Annotated in this window: 15 protein-coding genes; 10 read left to right on the plus strand and 5 right to left on the minus strand. The window is 73.0% G+C overall.

All coding sequences use genetic code 11. The features are described from left to right. The first annotated feature begins 296 nt into the window (after positions 1-296). From ACLBYG_RS04980 to ACLBYG_RS04990, 3 genes are all read left to right on the plus strand, one after another. Positions 297-1,994, plus strand: coding sequence for a porin (locus tag ACLBYG_RS04980; protein ID WP_447680779.1), 1,698 nt, complete (start codon positions 297-299; stop codon positions 1,992-1,994). A 137-nt stretch (positions 1,995-2,131) separates the two neighbouring features. Further along, on the plus strand, positions 2,132-2,359 hold the full coding sequence (locus ACLBYG_RS04985) for a hypothetical protein (protein ID WP_091926451.1): 228 nt from the start codon (positions 2,132-2,134) through the stop codon (positions 2,357-2,359). 99 nt (positions 2,360-2,458) lie between these two features. Beyond that, on the plus strand, positions 2,459-3,301 hold the full coding sequence (locus ACLBYG_RS04990; RefSeq protein ID WP_447681032.1) for a DUF6456 domain-containing protein: 843 nt from the start codon (positions 2,459-2,461) through the stop codon (positions 3,299-3,301). 6 nt (positions 3,302-3,307) lie between these two features. Here ACLBYG_RS04990 and ACLBYG_RS04995 read toward each other — a convergent pair whose 3' ends face one another. Together ACLBYG_RS04995 and ACLBYG_RS05000 are read right to left on the minus strand one after the other, a co-directional pair. Continuing rightward, positions 3,308-3,736, minus strand: coding sequence for a SufE family protein (locus tag ACLBYG_RS04995; protein WP_020090933.1), 429 nt, complete (start codon positions 3,734-3,736; stop codon positions 3,308-3,310). Positions 3,737-3,816: 80 nt separating this feature from the next. After that, positions 3,817-4,908, minus strand: coding sequence for a sensor histidine kinase (locus ACLBYG_RS05000; protein WP_447680780.1), 1,092 nt, complete (start codon positions 4,906-4,908; stop codon positions 3,817-3,819). Positions 4,909-5,267: 359 nt separating this feature from the next. Here ACLBYG_RS05000 and ACLBYG_RS05005 point away from each other — a divergent pair, with 359 nt between their 5' ends. From ACLBYG_RS05005 to ACLBYG_RS05015, 3 genes are all read left to right on the plus strand, one after another. After that, positions 5,268-5,570 carry a DUF3761 domain-containing protein gene (locus ACLBYG_RS05005; RefSeq protein ID WP_091676159.1) on the plus strand — a complete coding sequence of 101 codons (303 nt, stop codon included), beginning with the start codon at positions 5,268-5,270 and terminating at the stop codon, positions 5,568-5,570. Positions 5,571-5,685: 115 nt separating this feature from the next. After that, positions 5,686-6,372 (plus strand): helix-turn-helix domain-containing protein, encoded by a 687-nt coding sequence (locus tag ACLBYG_RS05010; RefSeq protein WP_447680781.1) that lies wholly within the window; start codon positions 5,686-5,688, stop codon positions 6,370-6,372. Beyond that, positions 6,347-7,645, plus strand: coding sequence for a DNA-packaging protein (locus ACLBYG_RS05015; protein WP_020090929.1), 1,299 nt, complete (start codon positions 6,347-6,349; stop codon positions 7,643-7,645). The genes ACLBYG_RS05010 and ACLBYG_RS05015 overlap by 26 nt, the downstream gene beginning before the upstream one ends. 378 nt (positions 7,646-8,023) lie before the next feature. On the opposite strand, the gene ACLBYG_RS05020 is transcribed toward ACLBYG_RS05015, so the two are convergent. Both ACLBYG_RS05020 and ACLBYG_RS05025 read right to left on the minus strand, forming a co-directional pair. Further along, positions 8,024-8,266, minus strand: coding sequence for a hypothetical protein (locus ACLBYG_RS05020; protein WP_234081909.1), 243 nt, complete (start codon positions 8,264-8,266; stop codon positions 8,024-8,026). A 58-nt stretch (positions 8,267-8,324) separates the two neighbouring features. Beyond that, entirely contained in the window at positions 8,325-9,371 is a 1,047-nt protein-coding gene (locus ACLBYG_RS05025) for a hypothetical protein (RefSeq protein ID WP_447680782.1), read from the minus strand. Positions 9,372-9,401: 30 nt separating this feature from the next. Here ACLBYG_RS05025 and ACLBYG_RS05030 point away from each other — a divergent pair, with 30 nt between their 5' ends. The 3 genes from ACLBYG_RS05030 to ACLBYG_RS05040 are packed head-to-tail and all read left to right on the plus strand — an operon-like array spanning position 9,402 to position 12,491. Continuing rightward, positions 9,402-10,595 (plus strand): phage portal protein, encoded by a 1,194-nt coding sequence (locus ACLBYG_RS05030; RefSeq protein ID WP_447680783.1) that lies wholly within the window; start codon positions 9,402-9,404, stop codon positions 10,593-10,595. A gap of 42 nt (positions 10,596-10,637) precedes the next feature. Next, on the plus strand, positions 10,638-11,180 hold the full coding sequence (locus ACLBYG_RS05035) for an HK97 family phage prohead protease (RefSeq protein WP_447680784.1): 543 nt from the start codon (positions 10,638-10,640) through the stop codon (positions 11,178-11,180). Positions 11,181-11,204: 24 nt separating this feature from the next. Then, entirely contained in the window at positions 11,205-12,491 is a 1,287-nt protein-coding gene (locus ACLBYG_RS05040; protein ID WP_447680785.1) for a phage major capsid protein, read from the plus strand. A 15-nt stretch (positions 12,492-12,506) separates the two neighbouring features. On the opposite strand, the gene ACLBYG_RS05045 is transcribed toward ACLBYG_RS05040, so the two are convergent. Then, a complete protein-coding gene (locus ACLBYG_RS05045) occupies positions 12,507-13,079 on the minus strand; it encodes a hypothetical protein (protein ID WP_331300226.1) in 573 nt (190 codons plus the stop codon). 702 nt (positions 13,080-13,781) lie between these two features. Here ACLBYG_RS05045 and ACLBYG_RS05050 point away from each other — a divergent pair. Further along, positions 13,782-15,437: a porin gene (locus ACLBYG_RS05050; RefSeq protein WP_447680786.1), complete on the plus strand. Its 1,656-nt coding sequence runs from the start codon at positions 13,782-13,784 to the stop codon at positions 15,435-15,437. Positions 15,438-15,483: the final 46 nt, after the last annotated feature.

The following is a 15,483-nucleotide window of genomic DNA, read 5'->3' on the forward strand; positions in this document are numbered from 1 at the left end:
GGCATCGGTGGCGCGGGAAACGGTCCGGCCGACGACGCGATCCGCCGGCGCGGTCCCGCGCCGGAGCGGCGTCTGGAGCCGCGCCGGGGCGGCCCGATCGTGCGGTCTCGGCGAAGGCCCCGAACCCGCCAGGGACTTGGCGCAGCGGCCGATTTCGGCCTCAACGCGGCACCGGAACGCCGCGGGTGCGCCACAGATCCTGACAAGTCGAGCCGAGCACAGGCCCGAGAAAATCGCTCTGGGATTATCCGGCTCCGCGATCCGTCCGACATGAAGGGGGACTTGCGGATGGTGGAATGGCCGATTCGATGCATGTTTTGTGTGCGGAGTACCGGAAACATCGTGCGAAGCGGGGGACAACGGGCATACTGGCGGGTGTTGCGGGGTTGCTGAGTCTGCCGGCGGAGGCGGCGGAACTTCCCGATCGGCGAAAATCGCAGCTCATCGAGCACGTGCGGATCTGCTCGGCCTACGGCCAGGCCTTCTTCTTCATCCCCGGCACCGATACCTGCCTGCGCCTCTCCGGCCGCGCGCGCTACGAGTACGCCTACCAGCCTTCCTACAGCCGTTCGGGGAGCGCGACCGCCACCCCGGGGGATTACAGCGGCTACCAGGGCCGCCTCCGGATCAACCTCGACGCCCGGTCCCAGACGTCCTACGGCACCCTGCGCGCCTTCCTCCGCCTCGACGCCGGGAGCCGGACCGGTTTCGCCACCATGCATGCCGGCGCGCTGAACCGGATCGGCGGCGCCTTCCCGGCCCTGGGCGTCGATCAGTTCGGGCGGGCCCAGCAGCAGTTCAACGTCGACAAGGCCTTCATCCAGTTCGCCGGCATCACCGCCGGCCGCGCCTCCTCGTTCTTCGATTTCTACGCTCACGACTTCGAGTTCATCGTCGCCTCCATCGGCTCGGACAATCCCTCGACCAACCTCGCTGCCTACACGGCGACGCTGGGCAAGGGCCTGTCCGCATCGCTGTCGATGGAGGACCCGGTATTCCGCCGCACGCCCGTCTACTCGTCCCAGAACGCCGCGGCCTCGGCGTTCCCGAATCCCGGTGCGATCCTCTCGCCTGGGAACCCCGTCGCCCCGGTCTTCGTCGGCTACGACGCCGCCGGCCGCCCGACCGGGGTGGGCTTCGTGGACACGGTCCAGCGCAGCCGCATGCCCGACATCGTCGGCGTGCTGCGCTCCGACCAGTCGTGGGGCTCCGCGCAGCTCTCGGGGGCCGTGCACGAGGTCAACCACGGCCTGCTCAGCAGCGTCTCGTTCGCCGGCACGAACCTGGGCGCGCCCGTCTCGGTGGGCAACAACCGCACCCCGGGCGGCGCGGCCTCCGCCCTCGGCTGGGCCGTTCAGGGGGGCGTGAAGATCAACCTGCCAGCGATAGCAACCGGCGACACGCTCTACCTGCAGGGCGCCTATGGGGAGGGCACCGCCCTGTATACCGGCCTGCCGGCCTATAACGGCCCCTGGGCGCAATCGGCCACCGCGGTGCAGGGGGCGGCCTTCTCCCAGTTCTTCAGCGACGGCGTGATCAACCCCTTCACCCAGCGCCTGGAGCTGTCGACGAGCTACTCGTTCACGGCGGCGATGCTGCACTACTGGACGCCCGCGGTCCGCTCCGCCTTCTTCGGCTCCTACGGCGCTCTCAGCTTCGCTCGCGGCGCCCGCGCGGCGCAGGGCGCCTATTTCGGCGTGACCGGGACCGGGCCGGGCACCCCCGGCACGCGGTTCTTCGACCTGAGCCAGGTCCTGCGGGACAGCTACCGCTTCGTGGTCGGCGGCAACCTGATCTGGTCGCCGGTGAAGGAGTTCGATATCGGCGTCGAGGCGATCTACACGCGCTACGGGCCGCAGAGCGGCCGCATCCTCGACCTGGGCCGGTATCCCAACCAGAACGCGGCCTACGTCAACAACCTCGCCAACCCGGTCTCGACCGCCCGCCACGTCGACGTCATCCAAGTGCGCGCGCGCGTGCAGCGGGACTTCTGAGGACGGCTGCGGATCCGGGGCGATTCGGGACGGCGGGCGGCGATGCCGGCTCGGCCGGGAGCCGGTTCCGGCCTGGGGCGTTGAACCGCGGGCCGTGGCGTCGACCACGGTCGCCGGTTCGATCCCGAGGTGCCGACATGGACGCGATCCCCGATCCGCAGCCGGATCCGCAGGACGATCACCCCGCCGCGGACCTGGAGCGGGTGAACGACATCCTCGCCGTCTGGGCGGCGCGCTCCGCCACCGAGAGCGCCGCGCTGATCGACCGGTTCGAGGCGATGGGCTACGAAGTCCGCGGCAAGTCGGAGGGCGAGATCGCCGACATCCTGCACCGGCCGCCGACGCGCGCGGCCGTCGCTAGATAGCTGTGGGTTGTAGGTAAAAAAGCCTTGACCTTCTAATTTTTCCTGAGAAACTGGAGGCTTCGCACGTCCGTCGTAGCACACACGGAACAAAACATGAACATGCGAGTGAAGGGCGGCCGTTCCGCCTCCGCGGGGACGCGTCACCGCGGCGCCGCGCCGGGGGATCTCCCGGCGGAGGCGGTGCGCCTGCTGGCGCGGCTCGGGGAGCCCGGCGCCTACGCGCGGCCCGACCCCCTGGTCGAGGACGCGCTGGTCGCCCGGCGCGGCGGCGACGGGATCTCGGTGGGGAGCGGCCGCTTCGCGGCCGCCTCCGGGCGCGCCCTGGCGGTGGCCGATCTGGCGACGTGGAACGCGGCCGGCACACGCCTGACGATCAGCGAGGCCGGGCGGGCGCGCCTGCGCCGGGAGGCCCGGCCGGGCGACCTCACCTTCGCGAACCAGCACCGCGATCTCGCCGTCGTGGAGGGCGGCGCCGGGCCGACCCTGCGCAACGCCGCCGAGAACCCCCTGGCCTGGATGGTGCGCCGGCGCGACCGGGACGGCGCGCCGCTCATCGACGCGGCCGCCTTCGAGGCCGGGGAGCGGCTGCGGCGGGACATGACCACCGCCGCCCTGCTGCCGCGGATGGGCGCGGATCTCGGGGCGCCCCGGATCGACGGTGGCGGCCCGCGCGACCCGGCCTCCGCGGCCGACCACGTGATCGCGGCCCGGCAGCGGGTGCGCGGCGCCCTCGACGCGGTCGGGAGCGACCTCTCGGGCCTGCTGATCGATCTCTGCGGCTTCCTGAAGGGCCTGGAGCGGATCGAGGCCGAGCGGCGCTGGCCGGCCCGCTCCGCCAAGGTCGTGGCCCGCATCGCCCTGGGGCGGCTGGCCGAGCATTACGGGCTGGAACGGGAGGCGACCGGTCCGGACCGGGCCCGCCTGCGCCTCTGGCGCGGGTGAGGCCGCTCAGGCCTCGGCGGCGAGCCGGACCGCGTCGCGGTGGATACGCTCCGCCATCGCCCGGACGCCGTTGGAGCGCTTCGACGTGACGTGGGCGCCGAAGCGGAGCTGCCGGAACAGGTCGAGGCCGTCGGTCTCGGCGGCCTCCTGGGGCGTCTTGCCGGTGTAAAGCGCGATCATCAGCGCCACGAAGCCGCGGACGATGAACGAGTCGCTGAAGCCGTGCAGGACGAGGCGCGGCGTGCCGTCCGCCGGCTCCGCCCGCGTGTCGATCCAGACCTGGCTCTCGCAGCCGTGGACGCGGTTCGCCTCGGTCCGCTCCGACTCGGGCATCGGCGGCAGGGCGCGGCCGAGCTCGATGAGGTACTCGAGCCGCATGTCGTCGTCTTCGACGATCTCGAAATTCTCGATGATGGTGTCGATGGGAGGGAGCATGCTCGGCCGGGTCCGGAAAGGTCTGGGCCGCTATAGGCCGGCCGCGCCGTTGTGGCGACGGGGTCCGGCGCCGCGGGCGCTCATTGCGGGCCGGGGCGCGCCGCCGGCAGGGTCAGCCACAGGGGGTCGCCCGGGCTGGCATCGCCCGAGACGCTGATCTCCGCCTGGGCCGCGTAGGCGGCGATGAGGCGGGGGCCGAGCTTCGGGACGTTCGGTCGGCCCGACTCGGCCGTGTCGCTCACCCCCGAGACGATCGAGAGGCGCAGCGGCGCGGCGGCCTCGATGTCGATGGCGATCGAGCAGGCGACGTGCTCGGCGGTGGCGTCCAGGCACTCGGCCACGATCTCCGCGACGATCATGCCCAGGGCGTTGGCGGTGCGCGGCTCCACGAGACCGTTCCCCGAGCCGCCGACCTGGACGCCGATCCGCCCGGCCCGCCGGAGCTGCCCGAGCCCGGAGGCGAGGCGGTGCAGGTAGTCCTTGAGGTCGATCGACGCGATGTGCGGCGCCTCGTGCAGGTGCTGCTGCACCAGCGCGATCGCCCGGACCCGCTGGCCCAGCGCCTCGAAGCTGCCGCGGCAGGGGTCGGGGGCCGCCCGCCCGTAGAGGCCGATCAGGCTGACCATCACCTGGAGGTTGTTGCGGACCCGGTGGTAGACCTCGGCCAGCAGCGCCTCCTTCTCGGCCAGCGCGTGCTCGATGTGCTCCTCCGCGTGCTTGCGGTCGGTGATGTCGAAGCAGGAGCCGAGATAGCCCTGGAACCGGCCGTCCTCCACGAGGGGACGGGCGGTGTCGAGCAGCCAGCGGTACTCGCCGTCGTGCCGCCGGAGGCGGAACTCGACGGTGAAGGGCGCCCGCGCCTCGAACGCCTCGGCGACGATCCGGGCGTGCCGCTCGAAATCCTCGGGATGCAGCCCGCTGCGCCAGCCCAGGCCGAGCTCCGCCTCCAGGGGGCGCCCGGTGAATTCCAGCCAGCACTCGTTGTGGTGGATCGCCTGACCGGCCTCGTCCGAGCGCCACATCATCAGCGGCACCACGTCGGCGAATCGCCTGAAGCTGTCGCTGAGGGCGGCGGCTTCCGCGGTGCCCTGCGCCGGGCCCCGACCAGGATCCCCCGCGGGGCCGTTGCCCAGCGGGTCTTCCGCGCCGGACCCTGGTGGCTCACCGACCATTCTGTACCCAATTCACTCTGACGAACTGCGTGAAAGGCGACGCCTGCGTGCGGATGGCGCCGGTCAACGTGTCGACCGGACGGCCGTTCCGGTCCTGAACCGCGTTCAGATCCGCCATTCACCGGGACATTAGCGGCAATACCTTTCGAGCCCGTTCAGCATCCCGCCGACGTGCGGGGCCGCACCGGGCGCGCGGACGCGGCGGAGAGCCGGTCGGGCGACCCCGGCCGAGGTCCGGCCCGCGCGCAGCCCGTGACCCGCGTGCACAACCTGTAGCTGGCTTCTGGATAACCACAGATAGTTCGTGACGCCCCGATCCGGTTGTGTCTCTTGGCAGATGATACAACCTTGAGGGTGCCGTGCTGCCTGTCCCGACCGCGACGAACGCCGCCCGCTGGCCGGTGCTCGCCGGCCTCGTCCTCCTCGGCCTGTCGGGCGGCGCCGTCGCCCGGCCGTTCTCGGAGCCCGACGACCGGAACCTCGACCGCCACGGCCATTACCGCAGCCGGGACGGGTCCGACGTCCACCGGCCGGCCAAGAGCCTCGACGGCAGGAAGCCCGCGGGCGCCACGGCCAAGTGCCGGGACGGCACGTGGAGCTTCAGCCACACCCGTCGAGGCACCTGCTCGGGTCACGGCGGCGTGGCGCACTGGGCGGGGTGAGAACGAACGATGCCTTAAGTCCTAGATCAGCCGAGAAATAGGAATTTACGCTTGACACCGGCGCGCTGCCGGGGTATCAACCACGCACGGTCGAGACGTGTGCGGAGAGACCCCGATGTGGCCACCCCCTCCCAGCAGGGCGGACAGCCGCGCCGAGGCCCTGACGCTCCTGCGCGAGACCGACCTGACGTGCGACGCGATCGCGGCCCGTCTCGGCGTGCACCCGAAGACCGTGCACACCTGGAACGCCCGGGCCGGCTGGCCGAGGCCGCGGCAGCACCGGCCGCGGCTCCTGACGGGGCGCTGGCCAGCGGCGCGCCGGGCCGCCCTGATCCGCCTGCTGTGCACGCCGGGCGCCGATCCCGGCGACGTCACCGAGATCCTCGGTCTCGGCCGGCTCGACCCGGCGATGATGGCCACGGCCTTCGGGGCTGACCTGCCGCCGGCGGTCACCGGGCGCGGCGACCCCGCGGCCGACCCGGCGACCCTGCGGGCGCGTCTGCGCGCCCACATCGCCCGGCAGATCGCCGCCTTCGACGCGGCTCTGAGCGGGGCGGGGGCGGGCGCGGGCGACTCCGCCCGAATCCTACGCGACCTCGGCGGCCTCAAGCGGCTCCTCGACACGGTGGATGCGGAGGGCGCGCGCGGCGCCGCGGGGGAGGGGGGCGATGGCACCGGACGCGACACCGGACGCGACACCGAACTCGGCACCGAACCCGGCACCGAGCCCGACCTGCCCGCCCTGCGCGCGGAGATCGCGCGACGCGTTGCTGGCTTTGTCGGCGGCCGGGCGGCTGCCTGACTTCCTCGAGACGCTGCCGCCGGACCTCCTCCGGGCGCTCGCGGGCGACTGGCTGCACCAGGCCCGGCCGGACCAGCTGCCGCCGCCCGACGCGGCGCCCTGGACCACCTGGGCGGTGATCGGCGGCCGCGGCAGCGGCAAGACCCGCACCGGGGCCGAGTGGGTCGACGCCCTCGCGCGCGGCGACCCGGCCTTCGCGGGCGCGCCGGTCGGGCGGATCGCCCTGGTGGGCGAGACCCATCTCGACGTGCGCGACGTGATGGTCGAGGGGCCCTCCGGCCTCCTCGGCCTGCCGGCGCGGGGACGGGCCCGGCCTGCCTGGTCGCCGAGCCGCCGCCGGGTGGAGTGGAGCAACGGCGCCGTCGCGCTCGCCTTCTCGGCGGAGGAGCCCGACGCGCTGCGCGGCCCGCAATTCGGCGCCGCGTGGTGCGACGAGGCCGCCAAGTGGCGCCGGCCCGAGGCGGCCTTCGACATGCTGCAGTTCGGCCTGCGCCTCGGCGCCCGGCCGCGCAACCTCGTGACGACGACGCCCCGGCCGGTGCCGCTGATCCGCCGCCTGCTCGCCGACCCGCGCACGGTGGTGAGTCGTGCCCGGACCCACGACAACGCCGCGCATCTCGCGCCCGACTTCCTCCAGCAGGTGGTCGGGCGCTACGCCGGCACGCGGCTCGGCCGGCAGGAACTCGACGGCGAGCTCATCGCCGACCGGGACGACGGCCTGTGGACGCGCGCGGCCCTGGAGGCCGGCCGCCTCGCCGCGGCGCCCGATCTCGGGCGGATCGTCGTGGCGGTGGATCCCCCCGCCGCCTCGGGCGCGCGCTCGGACGCCTGCGGGATCGTGGCGGCCGGGCGCGCGGGCGGGCACGCCTACGTGCTGGCCGACGCGAGCCTCGCCCGCGCCACCCCGCAGGCCTGGGCGGCCGCGGCGCTGGCGCTCTACCACCGGCTCCGGGCCGACGCCCTCGTGGTCGAGGTCAACCAGGGCGGCGAGATGGCCGCCGCCGTGCTGGGCCAGTGCGACCCCGCCGTGCCGGTGACCCGGGTCCACGCCACGCGGGGCAAGTACCTGCGCGCCGAGCCGGTCTCACTGCTCTACGCCCGCGGGCTGGTCCACCACGTCGGCGCCTTCCCGGCGCTGGAGGACGAGCTGTGCGATTTCGGCCCGGACGGCCTGTCCGGCGGGACCTCGCCCGACCGGCTCGATGCCCTGGTCTGGGCGCTCACGCACCTGATGCTGGAGCCCCGGGCCGAGCCCCGGATCCGGCGGTTGTGACAGCGGTCGCCGGAAACAATTCGGCGCGCTTCGGGTGAAGCGCGCCGGAGTCGGTTCGTGGTCTCTCGAACGAACTGCATGCTGTATACACAATGTCGTGCGCCAAATCTGTAGCGATCAGGCCACGGCACGCGGTCCTGAGCTGGGAATCCCCACCGTAATTCTCCGTATTGCGCGGCGACGGTGGGCGGATTGAGCGGCGCATCTGTCGGGTTGATCCCCGCCGTCCTTCCCGGGCGCCGCGGCCCGCCTCCGATTCCCGAACCGTCGTCGCTGCCCGACCCCGGCACATCGGCATGCCGGGTTCTTGGGCGTGCCGGGTTCCTGGGCGTGCCGGGCTCCTGGGCGTGCCGGGCTCCTGGGCGCCCGAGCGGTCGCTCAATCGCCGCCGCCACCGCCATCACCGCCGCCGCCGCCGTCGCCGCAGCTGCCGCCGTCGCTGCCGTGGCAGCCGCCATCGCCGAAGATCGCGCCGCCGTCGCCGCCGGAGCCCGAATCGTAGCTGAGGGAGCCGGAGCGGCGGGGCCCCCGGGAGCGCGTCGCGGAGGGCATGAGGCAGCGGAGGAAGGGGACGAGCGCGATGACGAAGATCGCGAGTTCGAGGGCCTGCTTCCTGTCCATCGGAACCTCCATCGGTTCGTCGGTCCGGACAGTCTAGCACAGGTCGGCCCCGGGCCGGTCACGGCGGCGCGGTCAGGCTCCGCAGGGCGGCCCGGACGTCGGCGAGGGTGCCGATCAGGGCGTAGCAGGCGAAATCGTGCGCGCCGGCGGCGGCGTTCGCCAGCCGGAAGCGGCAGCTCAGGCGGTTCGCCCCGGCCTCGGGCGCGACCGCGAAGCCGGGCCGCGGCGCGTCGGGCTCCTGCTCCGGCGGACCCGGGGCCCAGACCGCGACGGCGTGCGAGCCCTCCGGCGTCGCCAGGATCACCGGGTCCGGCCGCTCCCCCGCTCCGGGGCCGAGGGGCGCGAGCCCGCCGGTCGACGGGTCGAAGCGCCAGGCCGCGGAGAACTCCGCCGGCACCGCGGCGGCGAGGGGTTCGAGACGCAGCGCCGCCGCGGGCTCGGTCAGGACGAAGCTCGCCTGCACCTCCACGGCGTTGCCGAGGCCCGGCAGGCCGAGGGCGACCCGCTTGCGCAGGAGCGGGGCCGGGGCCGGGATCGCGGGGCTCGCGGAGGCGGTCGGGCAGTCCGCGGGCGGCTCGTCGGCCGGGTCGGCGGGGCCGTCCCAGGCCATGCGGGTCTCGGTCTCGGCCCAGCTCCGGCCGGCGCGCAGGGCGCGGAGCCGGCGAGCCGCGGGCGCGCCGGACCCGTCCTGCGGGGTGCCGGCCTCGCTCGCCCGGCGGCAGGCGGCGCCGGAGCCGATCTCCGCCCGCGCCTGCAGGGCGTCGCCGGGCTCGGTGTCGGCGAGGAAGGTGACGCCGTCCCAGGTCAGCGTGTCCACCGCCCCGGCGACCCGCCGGGACAGGCGCAGGCTGATCTCGGACCGGCCGAAGGGGCGCGCCAGGATCAGGGTCCCGTCGGGCTCCGGCCACAGGGGCGCGGGTGCGGGCGCATCCGCGGCCCGGGCCGGCGCGGCCGGGGGCGCGGCCAGAGGCCCGGTGACGAGCGCTGGGACCAGAGCCGCGACCCGCGCCGCGACGCGGGTCCCTGCCCGGACCCGTCCCCGGACCCGTCCCCCGAACCGCGCCTGGGGCCGCGCCTGGGGCCGTGTGGGGATCCGGGGCTGCATCGCGTGACCATAGCTCAGGAACGGACCGGCATGTCGACCCTCCTCGAACGCCTGGCGCGGGTCGCGCGCCGTGCCGCCGGCGGCCCGGCCCTCGCCACCAAGGCCGCCGCGGCCCCGGCCTTCGCCCTCTACGCCGAGGGACGGGCCAGCTGGACGCCCCGCGATCCGGCGGCGCTCGCCCGGGCCGGCTACCAGGCCAACCCGGTCGTCCACCGGGCGGTGCGGCTCGTCGCCGAGAGCGCCGCCGGCCTGCCGCTGATCGCCACCGGCCCCGGCGCCGAGCGCGCGGGCGACCTGCTCGCCCTGCTGGCGCGGCCGAACCCCCGGGAGAGCGGGCCGCACCTCCTGGAAACGCTCTACGCCGACCTCCTCCTCACCGGCACGGCCTACCTGGAGGCGGTGAGCCTCGACGGGCGGGTCGCCGCGCTCCAGGCCCTGCGTCCCGGACGGATGCGGGTGCTGCCGGGCCCGGACGGCTGGCCGGCGGCCTATCTCTACACGGCGGGCGGGCGCAGCCGCCGGTTCGACCTGCCCGAGCCGGGGATCGCCGTGGCGCCGATCCTGGCGCTGACGCTGTTCCACCCGGAGGACGAGACCGGCGGGCTCGCCCCGATCGCGGCCGCCGCCGCCGCCCTCGACATCCACAACGCCGCGAGCGCCTGGAACAAGGCGCTGCTCGACAACGCCGCCCGGCCGTCCGGCGCCCTGGTCTTCGCCGGGGCGACGCTGTCCGAGCCGCAATTCGACCGGCTGAAGGCGGAGCTGGAGGCGAATTACCAGGGGTCCGCCAATGCCGGCCGGCCGCTGCTGCTGGAGGGCGGCCTCGACTGGAAGCCGCTCGCGCTCTCGCCGCGCGACATGGATTTCGTGGCGGCCAAGGACGCGGCCGCCCGGGAGATCGCCCTGGCCTTCGGCGTGCCGCCGCTGCTGCTCGGCCTCCCCGGCGACAACACCCACGCCAACTACGCCGAGGCCAACCGCGCCCTCTACCGCCAGACCCTGATCCCCCTCGCGGCCCGCACCGCCCGGGCGCTGGCCGGCTGGCTGGAACCCGCCTTCGGGGCGATCGATCTGGAGCCGGACCTCGACCGGATCGAGGCGCTGGCCGGTGAGCGGGAATCCCTGTGGCGCCGGGTCCAGGCCGCGGACTTCCTGTCGGTGGCGGAGAAGCGGGAGGCCGTGGGCTACCCGCCCGCGATGTCGGGGGCGCCGGGCACACCCTGAGGCGCGGGGCGCGCCCTCACTGTCCCATCCGAGGATCCCCCCATGGACGGCCACTTCTCCGGCTATGCCAGCCTGTTCGGCGTGCCCGATCTCGGCCGCGACGTGGTGGTGCCGGGCGCCTTCGCGGCGAGCCTCGCCCGCCGCGGGGCCGCGGGCGTGCGGCTCCTGTTCCAGCACGATCCGGCCGAGCCGATCGGCCGCTGGCTCGCCCTGCGCGAGGATGGCCGCGGCCTGTTCGCGGAGGGCGCGCTCAACCTCGCGGTGCAGCGCGCCCGCGAGGTCGACGCCCTGATGCGCGGCGGCGGCCTCGACGGGCTCTCGATCGGCTTCCGCACGCTGCGCGCCCGGAAGGGCGCCGGCGGCGAGCGCCGGCTCCAGCAGGTCGATCTCTGGGAGATCTCGCTCGTGACCTTCCCGCTGCAGCCGGGGGCCAGGGCGAGCCCCGCGTCGATCCCGGCTCCGGACCCGGAGGCCGACGCGATCCGCGGCCTCGCCGGCCTGATCGCGCCGCCGGGCGCCCTCGGACCCGCTGCGAGATCTGCCGCGAGACCCGCCGCTTGGCCGCTGCCGGCCGCGCGGTCCTGATTTCCACCCCCGACGAGGCCCATCATGGACGCCCAGACCCCGATCGCCGATCCCGCCCCGCTGGGCGGCCTGCCGCCGCTGGAGAACAAGGCCGCCCATTCCGACGGCGGCCCGGTCCGCTCCGCCCTGGACGAGCTCGCCGCCGCCTTCGCGGCCTTCAAGGAGACGAACGACGCGCGGATCGACCGGATCGAGGGCCGCCTCGGCGTCGACGTGCTCACCGAGGAGAAGCTCGCCCGGATCGACGCGGCCCTCGACGCCGCCCGCACCCGGCTCGACCGGATCGCCCTGGAGCGGGCCCGGCCGCCCCTCGGGCAGCCGGACGTCCGGGAGACGGGGGCCGCGCACGAGCACAAGGCCGCCTTCGACCTCTACGTCCGGGCGGGCGAGAGCGCCGGGCTCAAGCGCCTGGAGGCCAAGGCGCTCGCGGCCGGCTCCGGGCCGGACGGCGGCTACCTCGTCCCCGACACGATCGAGCGGACCGTGCTCGCGCGCCTCGGGCAGGTCTCGCCGATCCGGTCGATCGCCAGCGTGCAGCCGATCTCGGGCGCCCAGTACAAGCGCGCCGTCTCGGTGGGCGCGCCGGTCACCGGCTGGGCCGCCGAGACCGCGCCGCGCCCCGAGACCGCCGCGCCGGCCCTGTCGGAGATCGCGTTCCCGGCCATGGAACTCTACGCGATGCCGGCCGCCACCCAGACGCTCCTCGACGATTCCGTGGTCGATCTCGACGCGTGGCTCTCGGCCGAGGTGGAGACGGCCTTCGCCGAGCAGGAGGGCGTCGCCTTCGTGTCCGGCAACGGCGCGAGCCGCCCGCGGGGCTTCCTGAGCTACGACACGGTCGCCAACGCCGCCTGGGTGCCGGGCAAGATCGGCACGGTCGCCACCGGGACGGCCGGGGCCTTCCCGTCGGCGAGTCCGGGGGACGCGCTGTTCGACCTGATCTACGGGCTGCGGGCGGCCTACCGGCAGAATGCCGGCTTCGTCATGAACCGGCGCACCCAGAGCACGATCCGCAAGTTCAAGGATTCGGAGGGCAACTATCTCTGGCAGCCGCCCCTCGCCGCCGGCCGGTCCGCGACGCTGGTCGGCTTCCCGGTCACCGAGGCCGAGGCGATGCCGGACCTCGCCAAGGACAGCCTGTCGGTGGCGTTCGGCGATTTCCGCCGGGGCTACCTCGTGGTCGACCGGACCGGGATGCGGGTGCTGCGCGACCCGTACTCGGCCAAGCCCTATGTGCTGTTCTACACCACCAAGCGCGTCGGCGGCGGGGTACAGGATTTCGACGCGCTCAAGCTCCTGAAGTTCTCCTGACGCGCGGCGGCGACCCTAGCCGGGGCAGCCCGCGCGGTCGCCGCAGCCCGCGAGCCGCCCGGCCTGCTGCTTGGCCCGCTCGAGATTGGTGCGGGCGGTGACCAGCCGCTCGCTGGCCTCCCGGCGGATCCGCACCGAGGTGCCGGGCTTCGCCTCGCGGACGTCCACGGCCTCCCAGTAGGCCATCGCGGCCTGCAGCTCGGCCTGCGCCTCCTTAAGAGTCGGAACCGGCGGCTGCGGCATCTCCGGCATCTCGGTGAGGCGGCCCTCCAGCACGGCCCGCGCCACGGCGATCTCGAACCGCCGGTCGACGCCGAACTGCGCCATCCGCTCCAGGTTCGGCTCGATCATCTCGAGGAGCGCCAGGGTCGGGACGACCAGCGCGTGCGCGTCCCCGCCCCAGCCCGGATCGCATTTCTCGCCGTTGACCGCCCAGAAGATCCCGCGCGCGGTGGCGATGCGGCCGTTCCGCACCTCGCGGACGCGCAGGAAGAAGAAGCGCTCGCCGTAGATCGGGTCGAGCGAGCGAATACAGGCCAGACTGCCGGTTCTGGCCGCCTGATAATATGTCTCAAGATCGATTTCCACTGACGTCTCACAATTTCAAGGGCTGCATGACGCGGATCCGCTCGGGCGGACGCGCGGAAATCATGGAAACGCTGAAACGGTACGCGGACGACTCGGGCGTGGGACGGGATGAAACGAAGCGCTGCGCATGGGCGGCTCGCCTAGGGCCGATCGGCCGTGCCGGTCGACCCGATGGGGTGAGAGGGGACCGGGACCCCGGCGCCGCCTCTCGATACCGAGCAGTCCGGGTCCGGTCCCGTCGGCAGACGTCCGTCGCTGCGGGGCCCGCGCACCGCCCGGCGCGGCGCCATCCTGCAGGGCGATCGGATCCGCGTCCGAGCCGGCCCGTGAGGGCTCGACGGCCGAATACCCCTTCGTTTCCGGTAGATCAATACGATCTGTCAGGGAAGTACAGTGTTTCTGATAGAAACATGGTCTGTTAGTACGCTTTCCAGCCGAAACGCTCGTGCTGTGTCTGTTTCCGTCAGACAAACAAGATCATTTTTATGTGGCCGCGTGGCCACCGAATACATCGGCACGGGTGGCCGTTCCGATTTGGGATTGATGGCTGCGGCCATTTGCGGGAACTTATTCGAACAAGAGCTCGAAAGAACCAGAGCTCATCGGCAAGACGAATCAATTCGGCCGAAACAAATAATAGCAGCGCGGCCTGCGTGGCTGAATGCTGTCTCCAATATGGGTCTCGACGTTTTGGGGAAATCGATGAGGATCTTGAAGCACACGCTCCTCTGTTCCGCCGCGGCTCTGTCCGCGGCGAGCGCAGCGCAGGCGGCTGATCTGCCGGTCAAGAAGGCTGTCCCGATCGAGTACGTCCGCGTCTGCGGCGCGTACGGCGCCGGCTTCTTCTACATCCCCGGCACCGACACCTGCCTGCGTCTCTCCGGCCGCGCCCGGTTCGAGGGCGGCTACATGACCAGCTACTCGCGGCAGAACGGCTCGAACGTCGGTGATACGTCGGGCTACCAGGGCCGGATGCGCATCAACCTCGATGCCCGCACCCAGACCGCCTACGGCACCCTGCGCGCCTTCGTGCGCCTCGATGCCGGATCCCGCACCGGCTATTCCGGCGTCGGCCAGTCGGGCACCCAGCAGCGCATCGGCCAGGCCTTCCCGGCTCTCGGCATCGACCAGTTCGGTCGCGCCTCGCAGTTCGTGAACGTCGACAAGGCCTTCATCCAGTTCGCCGGCATGACCGCCGGTCGCGCCTCGTCGTTCTTCGACTTCTACGCCCACGACTTCGAGTTCGCCGGCGCCACGCTCGGCTCCGACATCGCCTCGACCAACCTGCTCGCCTACACGGCCACGCTCGGCAACGGCCTGTCCGCCACGATCTCGGCCGAAGACCCGGTCTTCCGCCGCAGCCCGATCTTCTCGCAGACCAACAACCCGGGCGGCGTGACGAACAACTCCAACATCGTCAATTTCGCTCAGACGAACGCTCCGGCCGAGGTGTTCATCGGCTACACCGGCGGCGTGCCGACCCGGTACAGCTTCGTCGACGTGATCCAGCGCTCGCGCATGCCCGACGTCGTCGGCGCCCTGCGCCTCGACCAGGCCTGGGGTTCGGCGCAGGTCTCGGCCGCCGTCCACGAGCTGAACGTCGGCAACGTCGCGAACGGCACCGGCACCGGCACCGGCTCGAACATCAGCATCCCCCACACCAGCAACTCGTACGGCTGGGCGGTCCAGGGCGGCCTGAAGATCAACACGCCGTTCATCGCGCCGGGCGACGCCCTCTACCTGCAGGGCGCCTACGGCTCCGGCGCCCAGATGTACACCGGCTACTGCGCCTTCAGCGGCTGCTACTCGCAGAACCCGGCCACCATCCAGGGCCAGAAGTTCGCGCAGTACTTCAACGACGCCACGGTGAACCCTTTCACGGGCCAGATGGAGCAGTCGACGAGCTTCACCGCGACGGCCTCGTACCTCCACTACTGGACGCCGGAGTGGCGCTCGGCCTTCTTCGGGTCGTACGGTGAGATGAACTACAGCAGCGGCGCCCGTCTGGCCCAGGGCGCGGCCTTCGCGCTGTCCAACCCGGCCGGTGCCAACTCCTTCGGCGTGAACGGCGTCGGCGTGCCGGGCAGCCGGTTCTACCAGCTCAGCGAGGCGCTGCGCGACACCTACCAGTTCGTGGCGGGCGGCAGCATCATCTGGTCGCCGGTCAAGGATCTCGATATCGGTGTCGAGGGCTTCTACACCCAGATCGGCGTCAAGAACGGCCGCGTGATCGACCGCGACAAGAGCCCGACGGCCTACGCGAACGTCGCCGGCATCAACAACGGCACCTTCGTGCCGCGGACCACGACGGCGGACAGCGTGTCCACCTTCCGCTTCCGCGTCCAGCGCGACTTCTGATCTCCGATCGGGACCGGTTCGCTCTCCAAAGCTTCCCGGTCCTGAT

This window comes from Methylobacterium sp. D53M (assembly GCF_053345625.1).